Origin of the sequence: Microbacterium sp. 13-71-7, from assembly GCF_002257455.1 — a bacterium.
Lineage (GTDB): Bacteria > Actinomycetota > Actinomycetes > Actinomycetales > Microbacteriaceae > Microbacterium.
Map to the genome: position 1 here is coordinate 18,339 of NZ_NCKN01000008.1, position 16,713 is coordinate 35,051.

The 16,713-nt window shown below is 70.4% G+C and carries 12 protein-coding genes; 4 read left to right on the forward strand and 8 right to left on the reverse strand.

All coding sequences use genetic code 11. The features are described from left to right. Nucleotides 1-27: 27 nt before the first annotated feature. A complete protein-coding gene (pknB, locus tag B7X32_RS01600) occupies nucleotides 28-1,956 on the forward strand; it encodes a Stk1 family PASTA domain-containing Ser/Thr kinase (protein ID WP_292715048.1) in 1,929 nt (642 codons plus the stop codon). Nucleotides 1,957-2,044: 88 nt separating this feature from the next. Here pknB and B7X32_RS01605 read toward each other — a convergent pair whose 3' ends face one another. Beyond that, nucleotides 2,045-3,379 (reverse strand): class II 3-deoxy-7-phosphoheptulonate synthase, encoded by a 1,335-nt coding sequence (locus B7X32_RS01605; protein ID WP_292715051.1) that lies wholly within the window; start codon nucleotides 3,377-3,379, stop codon nucleotides 2,045-2,047. A 64-nt stretch (nucleotides 3,380-3,443) separates the two neighbouring features. Beyond that, on the reverse strand, nucleotides 3,444-4,133 hold the full coding sequence (locus B7X32_RS01610) for a lysophospholipid acyltransferase family protein (RefSeq protein ID WP_292715054.1): 690 nt from the start codon (nucleotides 4,131-4,133) through the stop codon (nucleotides 3,444-3,446). A 169-nt stretch (nucleotides 4,134-4,302) separates the two neighbouring features. On the opposite strand from B7X32_RS01610, the gene B7X32_RS01615 reads away from it, so the two are divergent. Continuing rightward, entirely contained in the window at nucleotides 4,303-6,129 is a 1,827-nt protein-coding gene (locus B7X32_RS01615; protein WP_292715056.1) for a long-chain fatty acid--CoA ligase, read from the forward strand. A 64-nt stretch (nucleotides 6,130-6,193) separates the two neighbouring features. On the opposite strand, the gene B7X32_RS01620 is transcribed toward B7X32_RS01615, so the two are convergent. The 3 genes from B7X32_RS01620 to B7X32_RS01630 all read right to left on the reverse strand — a co-directional run bounded on the left by B7X32_RS01620 (nucleotide 6,194) and on the right by B7X32_RS01630 (nucleotide 12,209). Next, nucleotides 6,194-6,685, reverse strand: coding sequence for a peptide deformylase (locus B7X32_RS01620; protein ID WP_292715059.1), 492 nt, complete (start codon nucleotides 6,683-6,685; stop codon nucleotides 6,194-6,196). Beyond that, nucleotides 6,685-8,658 carry an AAA family ATPase gene (locus B7X32_RS01625; RefSeq protein WP_292715062.1) on the reverse strand — a complete coding sequence of 658 codons (1,974 nt, stop codon included), beginning with the start codon at nucleotides 8,656-8,658 and terminating at the stop codon, nucleotides 6,685-6,687. Before B7X32_RS01625 ends, B7X32_RS01620 begins: the two co-directional genes overlap by 1 nt. Before the next feature lie 137 nt (nucleotides 8,659-8,795). Then, complete coding sequence (locus tag B7X32_RS01630; RefSeq protein WP_292715065.1) at nucleotides 8,796-12,209, reverse strand: pyruvate carboxylase; 3,414 nt, start codon at nucleotides 12,207-12,209, stop codon at nucleotides 8,796-8,798. 83 nt (nucleotides 12,210-12,292) lie between these two features. Between B7X32_RS01630 and B7X32_RS01635 the strand changes: the two genes are divergently transcribed. Next, nucleotides 12,293-13,102: a ParA family protein gene (locus B7X32_RS01635; protein WP_045272641.1), complete on the forward strand. Its 810-nt coding sequence runs from the start codon at nucleotides 12,293-12,295 to the stop codon at nucleotides 13,100-13,102. 84 nt (nucleotides 13,103-13,186) lie between these two features. Here B7X32_RS01635 and B7X32_RS01640 read toward each other — a convergent pair whose 3' ends face one another. The 3 genes from B7X32_RS01640 to B7X32_RS01650 all read right to left on the reverse strand — a co-directional run bounded on the left by B7X32_RS01640 (nucleotide 13,187) and on the right by B7X32_RS01650 (nucleotide 14,967). Further along, complete coding sequence (locus B7X32_RS01640; protein ID WP_045272640.1) at nucleotides 13,187-13,732, reverse strand: MerR family transcriptional regulator; 546 nt, start codon at nucleotides 13,730-13,732, stop codon at nucleotides 13,187-13,189. Between the two features lie 132 nt (nucleotides 13,733-13,864). After that, complete coding sequence (locus B7X32_RS01645) at nucleotides 13,865-14,542, reverse strand: MerR family transcriptional regulator (protein ID WP_292715073.1); 678 nt, start codon at nucleotides 14,540-14,542, stop codon at nucleotides 13,865-13,867. Then, nucleotides 14,542-14,967, reverse strand: coding sequence for an FHA domain-containing protein (locus B7X32_RS01650; protein WP_292715080.1), 426 nt, complete (start codon nucleotides 14,965-14,967; stop codon nucleotides 14,542-14,544). The genes B7X32_RS01645 and B7X32_RS01650 overlap by 1 nt, the downstream gene beginning before the upstream one ends. 164 nt (nucleotides 14,968-15,131) lie before the next feature. Here B7X32_RS01650 and lpdA point away from each other — a divergent pair, with 164 nt between their 5' ends. Beyond that, nucleotides 15,132-16,529, forward strand: a complete 1,398-nt coding sequence (gene lpdA / locus B7X32_RS01655) for a dihydrolipoyl dehydrogenase (protein ID WP_292715076.1) — start codon at nucleotides 15,132-15,134, stop codon at nucleotides 16,527-16,529. Nucleotides 16,530-16,713 lie beyond the last annotated feature (184 nt).

Consider the following 16,713-nt stretch of genomic DNA (forward strand, 5'->3'; position numbering starts at 1 on the left):
TCAGCGAGTTCTCCATAGACTCTTGCCGTGACGACCAGCCAACAAGCCGACCCCCTCATCGGGCGGCTCGTCGACGGTCGCTATCGCGTCCGTGCGCGGATCGCCCGTGGCGGCATGGCGACCGTGTACGTCGCCACGGATCTGCGCCTCGAGCGCCGCATCGCGCTGAAGGTCATGCACGGGCACCTCAGCGACGACTCGGTGTTCCAGAGCCGCTTCATCCAGGAGGCCCGCGCGGCCGCCCGCCTCGCCGATCCGCACGTCGTCAACGTCTTCGACCAGGGCCAGGATGGCGAGCTCGCCTACCTCGTCATGGAGTACCTGCCCGGCATCACGCTGCGCGAGCTCATGCGCGAGCAGCGCCGCCTCACCGTGCCGCAGACCATCACGATCATGGACGCGGTGCTGTCCGGCCTCGCGGCCGCGCACCGCGCCGGCATCGTGCACCGCGACGTCAAGCCGGAGAACGTGCTGCTGGCCGAGGACGGCCGGATCAAGATCGGCGACTTCGGCCTGGCCCGCGCGACCACGGCGAACACCGCCTCGGGCGCCCAGCTGATGGGCACGATCGCCTATCTCGCGCCCGAGCTCGTCACCCGCGGCACCGCGGACGCCCGCAGCGACATCTACGCGCTCGGCATCATGCTCTACGAGATGCTCGTCGGCGAGCAGCCGTACAAGGGCGAGCAGCCCATGCAGATCGCGTTCCAGCACGCCACCGACTCCGTCCCGCGACCGAGCGTGCGCAATCCCGGCGTGCCGGAGCAGCTCGACGAACTCGTGCTGTGGGCGACCGAGAAGTCGCCGGATGAGCGCCCGGACGACGCGCAGGAGATGCTCGAGCGGCTGCGCGTGATCGAGCGCGAGCTGGGCGTCACGCCCACCCCCACCACGGCGAAGACCACGGTCGTGCCCATGCGCGACACCGGGGATCAGACCCTCGTGCTGCCGGGCATCCCCACCGCGACCGCGCCGGCGCCGGCGGCGGACGCCCCGCTCGACAACGCGACGCTGCTGCGCCGCCGCACCGCGCACCGCCGCTCCCGCGGGGCGCTGCTGCTCGTGCTCGTGCTGCTGCTGGCCGTCCTGGCCGGCGGAACGGGCTGGTGGTTCGGATCCGGTCCCGGCTCCAAGCTCTCCGTGCCGGACGTCGCGGGCAAGACCTGGGAGGTCGCCGCGGCCACGATCACGAAGGAGGGGCTCACGCCCGTGCAGGGCAGCGAGTTCTCCCTCAAGGTGCCGCTGGGCCAGGCGATCCGCACGGATCCCGGCTCAGGCACCCGCCTGGACAAGAAGGCGAAGGTCACGGTGCTGATCTCGGCGGGCCCCGCCAAGCACGACCTGCCCAAGCTCGACGGCATGACCGAGCAGCAGGCGAAGCAGGCGCTCGTGGATTTCCACCTGACCCTGCAGGACTCCGTGTCGCTCTTCTCCGGCGCGGACAGCGGACTCGTGATCAATGCCGAGGTCACGCCGCGCGCGGGAGGCGACGGCTACGAGTGCGGCGGGGGCTGCAGCGTCTACGAGGGCGACCAGATCCGCCTCCTCGTGTCGCTGGGGCCGGTGCCGGACGTCATCGGTCTGACCGTGGACGACGCGACGAGCAAGCTCAAGACGGTGGGGCTGGGCGCGGACTCGAGTTCGTCCGCCTCCTACAGCGATGACGTGCCGAAGGGCCGCGTGATCAGCATCGGCGATCGCGAGGGCGGCGGCAACTGGCGGCCCGGCGACACGATCGTGCTGAACGTGTCCAAGGGGCCGGAACCGGTCACCGTGCCCGACGTCGTCGGCAAGAACCTCGCCGAGGCCATGCAGACCCTCACGAACGCGGGCCTGAACCCGCAGACCAGCGTGCCGCAGATCGCATGGAGCCTGTTCCAGGTGACCGGGACGGATCCCAAGGCCGGCGACAGCGTGGAGAAGAACTCGACGATCCGGGTCAAGGTCTCCGGCTGAGCCGAGCGTCCGCAGGGCGGTGCGCAGCCCGCCCCCTGATGCGACGAAGGCCCGGCACCGCTCTGCGGTACCGGGCCTCGACTCCGGCTCAGCGCTTCTCGAGCTCCTCGGCGACGAGGAACGCGAGCTCGAGCGACTGCATGTGGTTGAGGCGCGGGTCGCACAGCGACTCGTAGCGCGTCGCCAGCCCCTCCTCGTCGATCTGCTCGGATCCACCCAGGCACTCGGTGACGTCGTCGCCCGTGAGCTCCACGTGGATGCCGCCGGGGAAGGTGCCGACGGCGCGGTGCGCCTCGAAGAAGCCGCGCACCTCGTCGACCACGTCGTCGAAGCGACGGGTCTTGTAGCCGGTCGGCGTGGTGATGCCGTTGCCGTGCATGGGGTCGGTGACCCACAGCGGCTGCGCCCCGGAGTCCTTCACGGCCTCCAGCAGCGGCGGCAGCGCGTCGCGGATCTTGCCCGCACCCATGCGCGTGATGAACGTGAGCCGGCCCGGCTCGCGGTTCGGGTCGAGCTTGTCGATGAGCGCGAGCGCCGTGTCGGTCGTCGTGGTGGGGCCGAGCTTCACGCCGATCGGGTTGCGGATCTTCGAGAAGTAGTCGACGTGCGCGCCGTCGAGCTCACGGGTGCGCTCGCCGATCCAGAGGAAGTGCGCGGCCGTGTTGTACGGCGTGAGCGTGCGCGAGTCGATGCGGGTCATCGGACGCTCGTAGTCCATCAGCAGGCCCTCGTGCCCGGTGAAGAACTCGACGCGCTTGAGCTCGTCGAAGTCGGCGCCGGCGGCCTCCATGAACTTGATCGCGCGGTCGATCTCCGCGGCCATGCGCTCGTAGCGCTGGTTCGCCGGGTTCTGCGCGAAGCCCTTGTTCCAGGAGTGCACCTCGCGGAGATCCGCGAAGCCGCCCTGGGTGAAGGCGCGGATGAGGTTCAGCGTCGAGGCGGCCGTGTGGTAGCCCTGGAGCAGCCGCGACGGGTTCGCCTCGCGGGAGCCCTCGGTGAAGTCGTAACCGTTGACGATGTCGCCGCGGTACGCGGGGAGCGTGACGTCGCCGCGGGTCTCGGTGTCGCTCGAGCGCGGCTTGGCGAACTGCCCCGCCATGCGCCCCATCTTCACCACCGGCATCGACGCGCCATAGGTGAGCACGACCGCCATCTGCAGGACCGTCTTGATGCGGTTGCGGATCTGGTCGGCGGTGGCGCCGGCGAAGGTCTCGGCGCAGTCGCCGCCCTGGAGCAGGAACGCCTGTCCGGAGGCGGCGCGGGCGAGGCGCTCGCGGAGGTTGTCCACCTCACCGGCGAACACCAGCGGAGGCAGCGCGGCGATCTGCGAGGAGACCTCGGCGACGCGCTCGGCGTCGGGCCACTGCGGCTGCTGCTTGATCGGGAGGGCGCGCCACGAGTCGAGATCGAGAGGCTGAGGCATCCCCCCATCCTAGGGTGCCGGAAAGGGGTCGGATCGCTCTATGAAGCCTCGACCGCCTGGTGCCCTAGGAAGCCTGCGAGGCCAGGCGCTCCTTGACCGTGGAGGCGTAGACGTCCTCGTAGTGCTGCTCCCCCAGCCGCTGCAGCGCGACCATGATCTCATCGGTCACGGAGCGCAGGATGTAGCGGTCGTTCTCCATGCCCGCGTAGCGGGAGAAGTCGAGGGGTTCGCCGATCACCATTCCCACCCGCATGATGTTCGGAATGCGCTGCCCCGTCGGCATCGCGACGTCGGTGTCGACCATCACCACCGGGATGACCGGGACCTTCGCCTCCAGCGCCATCCGGGCGATGCCCGTACGGCCGCGGTAGAGCTTGCCGTCGGGGCTGCGCGTGCCCTCGGGGTAGATGCCGAGCAGGTCGCCGCGTCCGAGCACGCCGAGGCCCGTGTTGAGCGAGGCCTCCGAGGCCTTGCCGCCCGAGCGGTCGATGGGGAGCTGACCCGTGCCCTTCATGAACATGCGGGTGGCCCAGCCCTTGAGGCCCCTGCCTGTGAAGTAGTCGCTCTTGGCGAGGAAGGACATCTTCCGGTCCAGCATGAGCGGCAGGAAGATCGAGTCCGAGAAGGACAGATGGTTGCTCGCCATGATCGCGGCCCCCGTGACGGGCACATGCTGACGGCCCACGACCCACGGGCGGAAGATCGCCTTCACCAGCGGCCCGATGGCGATGTACTTCATGAACCAGTAGATCATCGCCCGCAGTCTATCCCGCCGTCGGGACCAGGACGAGAGTCGCGTCGAGGCTTGCGACGCAGTTTCACAGATCGTGCGACTGAATCTCACGCCGGATGCCCTCTCCCCAGACGCCACATGGCATAGACTCCTGGGAAGCATGTACGCGTCCGGCCCCGAAGGAGTTGCCGTGGTCCAGTTCGAAGTCCCCGCGATCGTGAAAGCCGCCCCCGAGGACAACATCACCGACCTCCTCGAGCAGCGGGTGCAGAAGACCCCGAATCTCGCGCTGTTCTCCGTGCCGGAGGGCGCCGGATGGCGCGACATCACGGCCGCGGACTTCCGCACCGCGGTGATCGCGCTCGCGAAGGGATTCGTCGCCGCAGGGATCCAGCCCGGCGAGAAGGTCGGCTTCCTGGCGCGCACGACGTACGAATGGACCCTGGTCGACTTCGCGCTGTTCTACGCCGGTGCGGTCATGGTGCCGATCTACGAGACCAGCTCGCCCTCGCAGATCCAGTGGATCATGGAGGACTCCGGGGCGATCTCCCTCATGGTCGAGTCCCCCGAGCACTTCACCCGTTTCGACGAGGTGCGCGGCGACCTCCCGCTCGTCCGCGACGTGTGGCAGATGCACCTCGGCGCGATCGCCCAGCTCACGGCGCAGGGCGCCGAAGTGCCGGACGAGGAGATCGAGCGCCGTCGCGTCCTCGCGAACGCCGCAGACATCGCCACGCTGATCTACACGTCCGGTTCGACCGGCCGCCCCAAGGGCTGCGTACTGACCCACAGCAACTTCGTCGAGCTCGCCCGCAACGCGGCGAAGTCGCTCGACGACGTGGTCTCCATCCAGGGCGCCTCGACCGTGCTGTTCATCACGACCGCGCACGTGTTCGCGCGGTTCATCTCGATCCTCGACATCCACGCCGGCGTGCGCACGGGGCACCAGCCCGACACCAAGCAGCTCCTCCCGGCGCTCGGATCCTTCAAGCCCACCTTCCTCCTGGCCGTGCCGCGCGTGTTCGAGAAGGTCTACAACTCGGCCGAGCAGAAGGCCGAGGCCGGCGGCAAGGGCAAGATCTTCCGGGCCGCCGCGGCGACGGCGATCGAGCACTCCCGTCTCGTCGAGGAGGGCGCGAAGATCCCGCTCGGCATGAAGATCAAGTTCGCCCTCTTCGACAGGCTCGTCTACGCGAAGCTGCGCGAGGCGATGGGCGGCAACATCCAGTACGCGATCTCCGGATCCGCGCCGCTCGGCGCCCGCCTCGGCCACTTCTTCCACAGCCTCGGCGTCGTCATCCTGGAGGGCTACGGCCTCACCGAGACCACGGCGCCCGCCACGGTGAACCTGGCGGACAAGTCGAAGATCGGCACGGTAGGGCCCGCGCTGCCCGGGGTCGGCATCCGCCTCGCCGAGGACGGCGAGATCGAGGTGCGCGGCATCAACGTCTTCAAGGAGTACTGGAACAACCCGGAGGCGACCGAGGCCGCGTTCCACGACGGCTGGTTCCGCACCGGGGATCTCGGCTCGTTCGACGACGAGGGGTTCCTGACGATCACCGGCCGCAAGAAGGAGATCATCGTCACCGCGGGCGGCAAGAACGTCTCCCCCGCCGCGCTCGAGGATCCGATCCGCGCCAACCCGATCGTCGGCCAGGTCGTCGTGGTCGGCGACCAGAAGCCGTTCATCGCGGCGCTCGTCACGCTCGACCCCGAGATGCTGCCGTCCTGGCTGGCGAACAACGGACTCCCGGCGGACATGTCGCTCGCCGACGCCGCCACGAACGACGCGGTGCGCGCCGAGGTGCAGCGCGCGATCGACGTCGCCAACACCCGGGTGTCGCGCGCGGAGTCGATCCGCAAATTCACGATCCTGCCCTCCGAGTGGACCGAGGCGAGCGGGCACCTCACGCCCAAGCTCTCGATCAAGCGCAACGTGATCATGAAGGACTTCGCGCCGCAGGTCGCCGCGATCTACGACGAGAGCACCGCGACCACGACGGTGCCGCTGGGCTGACCGCACGGGCATGAGGAAGGGCCCCGGGGATTCCCCGGGGCCCTTCCTCATGTCCTCGAGACGGTCAGAACCAGGAGCTCTCGCGCACCTCGCGCATGGCGACCTTGCGGGTCTCGGGGGCGAGCCGGGAGAGGTAGACCTTGCCGTCGAGATGGTCCGTCTCGTGCTGCAGGGCCTGGGCGAGCAGCCCCTCCCCCTCCAGCACCACGGTCTCGCCGTCGAGGTCGATGCCCTCCACGCGGGCCCACGGGTAGCGCAGCGCGTCGTGCCAGAGGCCGGGCACGGAAAGGCAGCCCTCGCCGGTCGGCACGGGCTCGCCGCGCACCTCGACCAGCACCGGGTTCAGCACGTAGCCGATGTCGCCGTCGATGTTGTAGCTGAAGGCGCGCAGCGCCACGCCGATCTGCGGCGCGGCGACCCCGGCGCGGCCGGGGAGCTCGACCGTGTCGACGAGGTCGGCGACGAGCGCGCGGACGCCGTCGTCGATCGTGTCGATCTCGGCGCACGCGGTGCGCAGCACGGGGTCTCCGAAGAGCCGGATCTCACGGACCGCCATCAGGCCGCCTGCTCCCTCAGTCCCTCGACCACGATCGCAGCCAGCTCGCGCGCGGCCTGACGGGTCTCCGGCTGCAGGGCGGCGAACGTGATGGCGCTGCCCGCCGCGATCCGGGCGTCGTACGGGATCCGCAGAACATGCGCGACGCGCGTGCGGAAGTGCGCCTCCAGCTCACCCAGGCGCACCATGGGCGAGCCGGGAGTCGACTGGTTGAGCACCACGACCGCTTCGCGCACCTTGTCGGCGTACCCGTTGGTCTCCAGCCACGTGAGCGTCTCGGACGCGAGCCGCGCCTCGTCGACGCTGAGGCCCGCGACGATCACGATCGTGTCCGCTCGGTCCAGGGTCGCACCCATCACCGAGTGCACGATGCCGGTGCCCGTATCGGTGAGCACGAGCGAGTAGTAGTGCGCGGCGACCGAGGCGACCTGGTCGTAGTCCTCGTCGCTGAACGCCTCGGAGACCCTCGGATCCGCATCCGAGGCCAGTACGTCGAGACGGGTAGCATCGCGCGAGACGACGGCGGAGATGTCGTGATACCCGGTGACCTGGTCGTGGATCCGCACCAGATCGCGCACCGTCTTGCTGTTGGTGCGCGCGATGCGGTCCGCGAGGGTTCCGCGGTCGGGGTTCGCGTCGACCGCGATGACCCTGTCCTCGCGCGAGTCGGCGAGCGCCATCCCGAGCAGCGCCGTCACCGTCGTCTTGCCGACGCCGCCCTTGCGGCTCAGCACGGGGACGAAGCGGGCCGTTCCCGGGAGCGGTGCGGCGATGCGCGCGCTCAGCGCCTTGCGCTCCTGCGCGCGCTTGCCGTCGCCGAGGTTGATGCGCCGCCCGGAGACGGTGTAGAGCAGATGACTCCAGAGCCCCTCGGGCTCGGGGCCGACGAGCCGGCTCGCGTCCAGCAGCCGGTCCGCGGTGAGCAGGTCGGCGCTCTCCCGCTCCCGGTCGCCGAGCTGGTCCAGCCGGCGCGACGCGAGGTCGGGCTCGGGCGTGCGGGAGTGATCGGCGGTCATGCTCTCCTCCTCGGCCGCGGCGGAGGTCGCGGTGGTCGTCTGGAGCCCTCGCACCCGCGCGGGCTCCGCCACGTCGACGGCGCGGAGCACGATCGACGCGGCGACGGATGGGACGGGCGGCGCGGAACGCTCGGGCTCTCGCACGGCCGACATGGGGCGGGACGAGGCGACGGCGTCGACGGGCGCGAGGGAGGGCGCCGCATCGTCGAACCCGGGAGAGGGCTCATCGGCCGCGGCGGCAGCGAGCGGCTCTCCTGCGGCCTCCGCGGGATCGTCCGCGTCCTCGCCGTCCTCGGACGGAGCAGAGTCCTGCGCCTCGTCGAGGTCTTCTGGCGCGGCGTCGACGATCGGATCCTCCACCGGGTCCTGGGCGTCCTCGGACGTGTCGTCGGACGGGGCCGGAACGACCTCGTCGGCCGGCTCCTCGTCCACCGGATCCTCGTCCGCGGGCGCCTCGTCAGCCGGAGCCTCGGGCACCTCGTCGTCAGGCACCTCGTCATCGGCAGCCTCGGGCGCCTCGTCATCGGGCGCGTCCTCATCGACGGGTGCGTCATCGGACGCGAGCGGCTCATCGGAAGCCGCCGCGCTCTCCTGCGCCGGGTCGCCGGCGCCGTCGTCGACGAGCTCGGCCACCACGACGTCCTCGGCGGCCGCCGCCGGGATCTCGATCACGATGTCCGAGAATCCCTCCCCCAGATGGATGCGTCCGATGCCGTCGTCCTCGCGGACGAGAGCGGCGGGGTCGGCGTCGAGGACGAGGTCGGCGAAGGCCTCCCCGTCGGTGACGTCGTCGTCGACGAGATCGTCGTCGTCCGCGACGGGCAGAGCGACCGGCACCTGTGCGGTGGCGTCGCCGAGCAGCCCGATGCCGACGGTGCCGATGGCACCGGTGCTGTCGAGGATTCCGAGGGCTTCCTCGGGATCCTCGCTCTGTGTATTCCTGCGTTCTGTGCTCATGATGCTTCTCCCCCGTGATACGCCCTGTCGGCGCGCATCACAACGCACAAGGTTAGTGCACATCGCCGCGTCCCGACGCGGCGTGCCGGGGCGGAGGGGGCCCTGCGCAGGCCTCCCTCCGCCCCTCTCCGCTGTGCTCAGTCCGTGTGGGACGGGCGGATCACGACCAGGAGATCGCCGGCGTCGACCTGCTGCGTGGCGCCGATCGCCACGCGCTCCACGACGCCGTCGACGGGTGCGGTGATCGCCGCCTCCATCTTCATCGCCTCGATCGAAGCGATCGGCTCGCCGGCGCGCACGGCGTCGCCGGCCCCGGCCTTCATGGTCACCACGCCGGAGAACGGCGCCGCCACCTGCCCCGGCTTCGACGTGTCGGCCTTCTCCACCTCGCGCACGTCGACCTTGAGGGAGCGGTCCCGCACGAACACGGGACGGAGCTGGCCGTTCAGCGTGGTCATGACGGTGCGGATGCCCTTCTCGTCCGCCTCGCCGATCGCCTCGAGCCCGACGTAGAGCTGCACGCCAGGATCGATCTCCGCGACGTGCTCCTCGCCCGGCACGAGGCCGTAGAGGTAGTCCGGCGTGCCGAGGGCGGACAGATCGCCGAACGCGGCGCGGTTGCGCTCGAACTCGGCGGCGGGACCGGGGAACAGCAGGCGGTTCAGCGTCTGCCGGCGTTCCAGGCTCTCGCCGTCCAGCGCGCGCTGTTCGTCCGCGGAGATCGGCTGCACGTCGATCGACACCTGGCGCCCCGCCAGCACCTTCGTGCGGAACGGCTCCGGCCATCCGCCGGGCAGGTCGCCCAGCTCGCCGGCCATGAAGCCGACCACCGAATCGGGGATGTCGTAGTTCTGCGGGTTCTGCTCGAAGTCCGCAGGATCCGCGCCCGCGGCCACGAGCGCGAGCGCCAGATCGCCGACGACCTTCGAGGACGGCGTCACCTTGGGGATCCTGCCGAGGATCCGGTCCGCCGCCGCGTACATGTCCTCGATGCGCTCGAACTCGTCCGCGAGGCCCAGCGCGATCGCCTGCTGCCGCAGGTTCGACAGCTGACCGCCCGGGATCTCGTGGTGGTACACGCGCCCGGTGGGCGCGGGCAGCCCCGACTCGAAGGGACGGTAGAGCTGACGTACGCCCTCCCAGTACGGCTCGAGGTCGCCGATCGCCTGCAGATCCAGCCCGGTGTCGCGCTCGGTGTGCGCGAGAGCCGCCACGAGGGCGGACAGGGAGGGCTGACTCGTCGTGCCGGACATCGGCGCGGCGGCGGCGTCCACGGCGTCGGCGCCCGCCGCGCTGGCGGCCAGCAGCGTCGCGAGCTGCCCGCCCGCGGTGTCGTGCGTGTGCACCTGCACCGGCAGGTCGAACCGCTCGCGCAGGGCCGACACGAGGCGCGCGGCGGCCGCGGGGCGCAGGAGCCCGGCCATGTCCTTGATCGCGAGGATGTGCGCGCCGCTGTCCACGATCTGCTCCGCGAGCCGCAGGTAGTAGTCCAGCGTGTAGAGCTGCTCCGCGGGGTCGAGCAGGTCGCCCGTGTAGCAGAGCGCCACCTCGGCGACCGCGGTGCCGGTCTCCAGCACCGCGTCGATCGCGGGACGCATCTGGGACACGTCGTTGAGCGCGTCGAAGATGCGGAAGATGTCCACCCCGGTCGACGCCGCCTCACGCACGAACGCGTTCGTCACCTCGACCGGTCGCGGCGTGTAGCCGACCGTGTTCCGCCCCCGCAGCAGCATCTGCAGCGGGATGTTGGGCAGCACGGCGCGCAGCGCCTCCAGCCGCTCCCACGGGTCCTCGGCGAGGAAGCGCAGCGCGACGTCGTAGGTCGCGCCGCCCCACGCCTCGATCGAGAGCAGCTGCGGCGTCATGCGCGCCGCGTGCGGGCCCACGCGCACCAGGTCCCTGGTGCGCACGCGCGTGGCCAGCAGCGACTGATGCGCGTCGCGGTACGTGGTCTCGGTCACGGCCAGCGCGGTCTGCTCGCGCAGCGCGCGGGCGAAGCCTGCGGGCCCGAGGCGGAGCAGCCGCTCGCGGGCTCCGGCGGGCGGCTCGGCGCTCAGGTCGATCTTCGGGAGCTTGCTGCCCGGCGAGGGCGACAGCGGCTTCTCGCCGTACGGCTTGTTCACCGTGACGTCGCCGAGCCAGTTCAGCAGCCGCGTGGCCCGGTCCCTCGAGGGGTTGCTGGTGAGCAGCTCCGGCCGCTCCTCGATGAACAGGGTCGACACGTCGCCGGAGACGAAGGCAGGGTCGTCCAGGACGGCGCGCAGGAACGGGATGTTCGTGGCGACGCCGCGGATCCTGAATTCGGCGAGAGCGCGCTTGGCGCGCGCCACAGCCGCGGGGAAGTCGCGTCCGCGGCACGTGAGCTTCGCGAGCATCGAGTCGAAGTGCGGGCTGATCTGCGAGCCGGCCGCGGTGGTGCCGCCGTCGAGGCGGATGCCGGCGCCGCCGGGCGAGCGGTAGGTCGTGATGCGCCCGGTGTCGGGACGGAAGCCCTGCGCCGGATCCTCGGTCGTGATGCGGCACTGCAGCGCGGCGCCGCGGAGCTGGATGCTGTCCTGCTCCAGGCCGAGGTCGGCGAGCGTCTCGCCCGCCGCGATCCGGATCTGCGACTGCACGAGGTCGACGTCGGTGACCTCCTCGGTCACGGTGTGCTCGACCTGGATGCGCGGGTTCATCTCGATGAAGACGACCTCGCCGGCGCGCTCGCCGGCCGTCTCCAGGAGGAACTCGACCGTGCCGGCGTTCTCGTAGCCGATGGACTTCGCGAAGGCGACGGCGTAGCCGTGCAGGGCCTTCCTGATCGTGTCGTCGAGGTTCGGCGCCGGGGCGATCTCGATCACCTTCTGGTGACGGCGCTGCACCGAGCAGTCGCGCTCGAACAGGTGCACGGTGTGACCCGTGCCGTCCGCGAGCACCTGCACCTCGATGTGCCTCGGCCGCTGCACGGCCTGCTCGAGGAAGACGCGTGCGTCGCCGAACGCGCTCCCCGCCTCGCGCATGGCCTCGGCCAGCGCGGGCGCCAGCTCGCCGATCGTCTCCACCCGGCGCATGCCGCGTCCGCCGCCGCCGGCGACGGCCTTGACGAAGATCGGGAACCCGATCCCCTCGGCCTGTGCGACCAGCTCGTCCACGTCGTCCGAGGCGTCGGTGGAGCGCAGCACCGGCACGCCCGCGGCGACCGCGTGCTGCTTCGCCGTGACCTTGTTGCCTGCCATCTCCAGCACGTGCGCCGGCGGCCCGATGAAGGCGATGCCGTTCTCGGCCGCGCGCGCCGCCAGCTCCGGGTTCTCGGAGAGGAAGCCGTAGCCGGGGTAGATCGCGTCCGCGCCGCACTCCCGTGCCACGCGGATGATCTCCTCCACGTCGAGATAGGCCCGCACCGGATGCCCGACCTCGCCGATCTGATACGACTCGTCGGCCTTCTGGCGGTGGATGGATCCGCGATCCTCCCAGGGGAAGACCGCGACGGTCTTCGCCCCTACCTCGAACGCGGCTCTGAAGGCCCGGATCGCGATCTCTCCACGATTGGCCACAAGGATCTTCTGGAACATGGCACCTCGAACACTGGTTGCGCAGCGACGCGCATCGGGGGGCTGAGTGTTTCCTCAGCCTAGAGGAAGGTAACGTGGTCTCCGTGCACGTACTCAGCGTCAGTTCCCTCAAGGGCGGTGTCGGCAAGACCACCGTGACCCTCGGCCTCGCCTCGGCGGCGTTCGCCCGCGGCGTCCGGACCCTCGTGGTCGACCTCGACCCGCAGTCCGACGTCTCCACCGGCATGGACATCCAGGTCGCCGGGCGCCTCAACGTCGCCGATGTCCTGGCGAACCCGAAGGAGAAGGTGGTCCGACAGGCGATCACGTCCTCGGGCTGGGCGAAGGTGCACCCCGGAACGATCGACGTGCTCATCGGCAGCCCGTCCGCGATCAACTTCGACGGCCCGCACCCGAGCGTGCGCGACGTGTGGAAGCTCGAGGAGGCACTGGCCGCCGTCGAGGCCGACTACGACCTCGTGCTGATCGACTGCGCCCCGTCGCTGAACGCGCTCACCCGCACCGCCTGGGCCGCGAGCGACCGCGTCATGGTCGTGACCGAACCAGGACTGTTCTCCGTGGCCGCCGCCGACCGCGCCCTGCGCGCGATCGAGGAGATCCGCCGCGGCCTCTCCCCCCGTCTGCAGCCGCTCGGCATCGTGGTCAACCGCGTGCGTCCGCAGTCCATCGAGCACCAGTTCCGCATCAAGGAGCTGCGCGACATGTTCGGGCCGCTCGTGCTCTCGCCGCAGCTGCCGGAGCGCACCTCCCTGCAGCAGGCCCAGGGCGCGGCCAAGCCGCTGCACATCTGGCCCGGCGACTCCGCGCAGGAGCTCGCCGCCGACTTCGACACGCTGCTGGACCGGGTGATCCGCACCGGGCGCATCGCGCTGCCCGACGACACCCGCGTCTGAGCGGACTCCGCGGCTCGCAGGAGCGCTGAGACGACGAGAGCCGGTCCCCGAGGGGCCGGCTCTTTCCGTTGTCGCGCCGCGCGGTCAGGCTGTGCGGCGGGAGCGGCGTGCGGCGAGGTCGTCCATCGGCTCCGGCGCGAGGGCGTCGAACTCGACGAGCGTGGCCTCGACCTCGTGGAACACCTTGCCCACGGCGATGCCGAAGACGCCCTGGCCGCGGCTGAGCAGATCGATCACCTCGTCGTTCGAGGTGCACAGGTAGACCGAGGCGCCGTCGCTCATGAGCGTGGTGCCGGCGAGGTCGCGGATGCCCGCGGCCCGGAGCTGATCGACGGCGGTGCGGATCTGCTGCAGCGAGATGCCCGTGTTCAGCAGCTCCTTGACGAGCTTGAGCACGAGGATGTCGCGGAAGCCGTAGAGGCGCTGGGATCCGGATCCGCTCGCCCCGCGGACGGTCGGGACGACCAGTTCGGTCCGCGCCCAGTAGTCCAGCTGGCGGTAGGTGATGCCGGCCGCGCGGGCCGCCACCGCTCCGCGGTAGCCGACCTCGTCGTCCATCGCGGGAAGCCCGTCGGTGAAGAGGAGATCGTCTCCGAACGACGGTGCATCGCCCCGTTCCTCGGCGCTCATCGCATCCTCCTCATCCTGAAGGAACAGCATCCTTCAACCACTACCTGAAAGTCGATGACTCCACGCTAGAACAGCGCGGCATCCCCGACAACGACATCCGCCCCGAGTCGGGGGTGTGTCGCAATCAGTTCGTTACGACAGCAGTCGGCCGATGCCGTCCTTGACCAGGAGCGAGCGCACCTCGTCGAGGCGGGCGGCGAGTTCGGGCGCCATCTCGCTGGCCCGCGCGCGCGACGGGGTGTCGGTGCGGCGCAGCAGCGCGGACAGCGCCGACTGCACCAGCGCGATGTCGCGCTCGGCGCTCTGCCGCAGCGGCCGCAGGTGGCGCGGTCCGATCCCGTGGCCGTCCAGCGCCGCCAGGGCGCGCAGCAGCGACACCGCGGACTCGGGGTAGGTCTCGGCCGCCGGCAGCATGCCGCTCGACACCGCATCGCCGAGCAGCGCGTGCGTCGCACCGGCCGCGTGGACGAGCTCGTCGCGACGGTACCGGCGCGGCCCCTGCACGATCGACGCGGGCAGCTCCGGCGCTCCGCCGGATTCGTCGAGCGCGTCGAGGTGCTCGCGGATGACCTTGAGCGGCAGGTACTGGTCGCGCTGCAGCGTGAGGGCGATGCGGATCCGCTCCAGATCGGCGGCGGAGAACTTGCGGTACCCGGAGGCGGTGCGCACCGGGTTCACGATGCCCTTCTCCTCCAGGAAGCGGAGCTTGGAGGCTCGCACGTCGGGGAACTCCGGCGTGAGGCGCGCGAGCACCTGGCCGATGCTCAGCAGCCCGGATGGGGCGGAACGCTCGGCGGCCGATGCCGCCATCAGGCGTTCGCCTGCGCGAGATCCACGGGCGATGCAAAGAAGTTCAGCCGGAACTTTCCGACGCGCACCTCGTAGCCGTTGCGCAGCTCGCTGCGGTCGACCCGCTCGCCGTTGACGTAGGTGCCGTTCAGCGAACGCTGGTCGACGACCTCGAAAGCCGTGCCGGTGCGGATGACTTCGGCGTGGCGACGGGAGACCGTCACGTCATCGAAGAAGATGTCCGCCTCGGGGTGGCGGCCGACCGTGGTCACCGCCGTGTCGAGCAGGTACCGCGCGCCGGCGAGAGCGCCGGAGCGGACCAGCAGCAGCGCCGAACCGGAGGGCAGCGCGGCGATCGCCGCCTGCTCGACCTCCGTCAGCTCCGCGCCGAACGGGACGAACGACAGGTCGGAGTCGTGGCCGAACGTCTGCGTGGTGTCGTGCATGGGCTCGCCGCCGCGGCGGACGGCGCCTTCGGGAACGTCGTTCTCAGTCACTGTTCTCCCCCTCCTCTGGCGTTCCAGCCTATCGGAAGCAGGCGGCGCCCGGGAGCCGGATCCACCCCGCATCGCCCGCCCGGGGTCGTCCGCACGGGCGATAGGCTGGGAGCATGCCACACTACGACGTCGTCATCCTCGGCGCTGGCCCCGGCGGCTACGTCGCCGCCGTCCGCAGCGCCCAGCTCGGCCTTTCCACCGCCATCATCGAGGAGAAGTACTGGGGCGGTGTGTGCCTCAACGTGGGCTGCATCCCCTCCAAGTCGCTCCTGAAGAACGCGGAGATCGCGCACACCTTCAACCACAAGGCCGAGTTCTTCGGCATCTCGGGCGACGTGCACTTCGACTTCGGCGCGGCGTTCGACCGCAGCCGCAAGGTGGCGGACACCCACGTCAAGGGCATCCACTTCCTGATGAAGAAGAACAAGGTCCTCGAGTACGACGGCCGCGGCACCTTCACGTCGCCGAAGGCCATCTCCGTGGCGAAGTCCGACGGCACGACCGAAGAGGTCACCTTCGACAACGCCATCATCGCCACCGGCTCCACCGTCCGCCTGCTGCCGGGCGTGCAGCTGAGCGACAACGTGGTCACCTTCGAGGAGCAGATCCTCAGCCGCGACCTCCCCGAGTCGATCGTCATCGTCGGCGCCGGCGCGATCGGCATGGAGTTCGGCTACGTGCTGACGAACTACGGCGTCAAGGTCACCATCATCGAGTTCCTCGACCGGGCGCTGCCCAACGAGGACGTCGAGGTCTCCAAGGAGATCCAGAAGCAGTACAAGAAGCTCGGCGTCGAGATCCTCACCTCGACCGCGGTCAAGACCGTCACCGACAACGGCTCCTCCGTGCACGTCACGTACGAGACGCGCGACGGCCAGCCCGGCGAGATCACGGCCGGCAAGGTCCTCATGTCCGTCGGCTTCGCCCCGAACGTGAACGGCTTCGGCCTGGAGAACACCGGCGTCGCGCTCACCGACCGCGGCGCGATCGACATCGACGACCACATGCGCACCAACGTCGAGGGCATCTACGCGATCGGCGACGTCACCGCCAAGCTGCAGCTCGCGCACGTCGCAGAGGCGCAGGCCGTCGTCGCCGCCGAGACCATCGGCAAGGCGGAGACCATGACGCTGGGCGACTACCGGATGATGCCGCGCGCGACGTTCTGCCAGCCGCAGGTCGCCAGCTTCGGCCTCACCGAGGAGCAGGCCAGGGCCGAGGGTCGCGAGATCAAGGTCGCGAAGTTCCCGTTCAGCGCGAACGGGAAGGCCAACGGCCTGGGCGAGCCGGTGGGCTTCGTCAAGCTCATCGCCGACGCCGAGCACCTCGAGCTCATCGGCGGCCACCTGATCGGCCCCGACGTGTCCGAGCTGCTGCCCGAGCTGACCCTCGCGCAGAAGTGGGACCTGACCGCTCTCGAGGCCGCACGCAACGTGCACACGCACCCGACCCTGTCGGAGGCGCTGCAGGAGGCGTTCCACGGGCTCGCGGGCCACATGATCAACCTCTGATCGGATCAGAACGGGCCGAGGGCCGGTCGCGCTTCCTGCGCGGCCGGCCCTCGGTCGTCCCGTCGTGGCGGTCAGAAGCCGCGCATCGTCACCAGCCCGGCGGCCCACGGGCGGAGCGGGCCCGAGCCCAGAGCCCGGATGAGCGTCTCGCGCACGGCGAGCGGAACGCCCTCCGCCGGGGAAA

Bases quoted from the DNA above. Each gene is read 5' to 3' on its own strand.
- B7X32_RS01605 (WP_292715051.1), bottom strand. From the start codon at position 3,379: ATGCCTCAGCCTCTCGATCTCGACTCGTGGCGCGCCCTCCCGATCAAG.
- B7X32_RS01610 (WP_292715054.1), bottom strand. From the start codon at position 4,133: ATGATCTACTGGTTCATGAAGTACATCGCCATCGGGCCGCTGGTGAAG.
- B7X32_RS01620 (WP_292715059.1), bottom strand. From the start codon at position 6,685: ATGGCGGTCCGTGAGATCCGGCTCTTCGGAGACCCCGTGCTGCGCACC.
- B7X32_RS01625 (WP_292715062.1), bottom strand. From the start codon at position 8,658: ATGAGCACAGAACGCAGGAATACACAGAGCGAGGATCCCGAGGAAGCC.
- B7X32_RS01630 (WP_292715065.1), bottom strand. From the start codon at position 12,209: ATGTTCCAGAAGATCCTTGTGGCCAATCGTGGAGAGATCGCGATCCGG.
- B7X32_RS01640 (WP_045272640.1), bottom strand. From the start codon at position 13,732: ATGAGCGCCGAGGAACGGGGCGATGCACCGTCGTTCGGAGACGATCTC.
- B7X32_RS01645 (WP_292715073.1), bottom strand. From the start codon at position 14,542: ATGGCGGCATCGGCCGCCGAGCGTTCCGCCCCATCCGGGCTGCTGAGC.
- B7X32_RS01650 (WP_292715080.1), bottom strand. From the start codon at position 14,967: ATGCACGACACCACGCAGACGTTCGGCCACGACTCCGACCTGTCGTTC.
- lpdA (WP_292715076.1), top strand. From the start codon at position 15,132: ATGCCACACTACGACGTCGTCATCCTCGGCGCTGGCCCCGGCGGCTAC.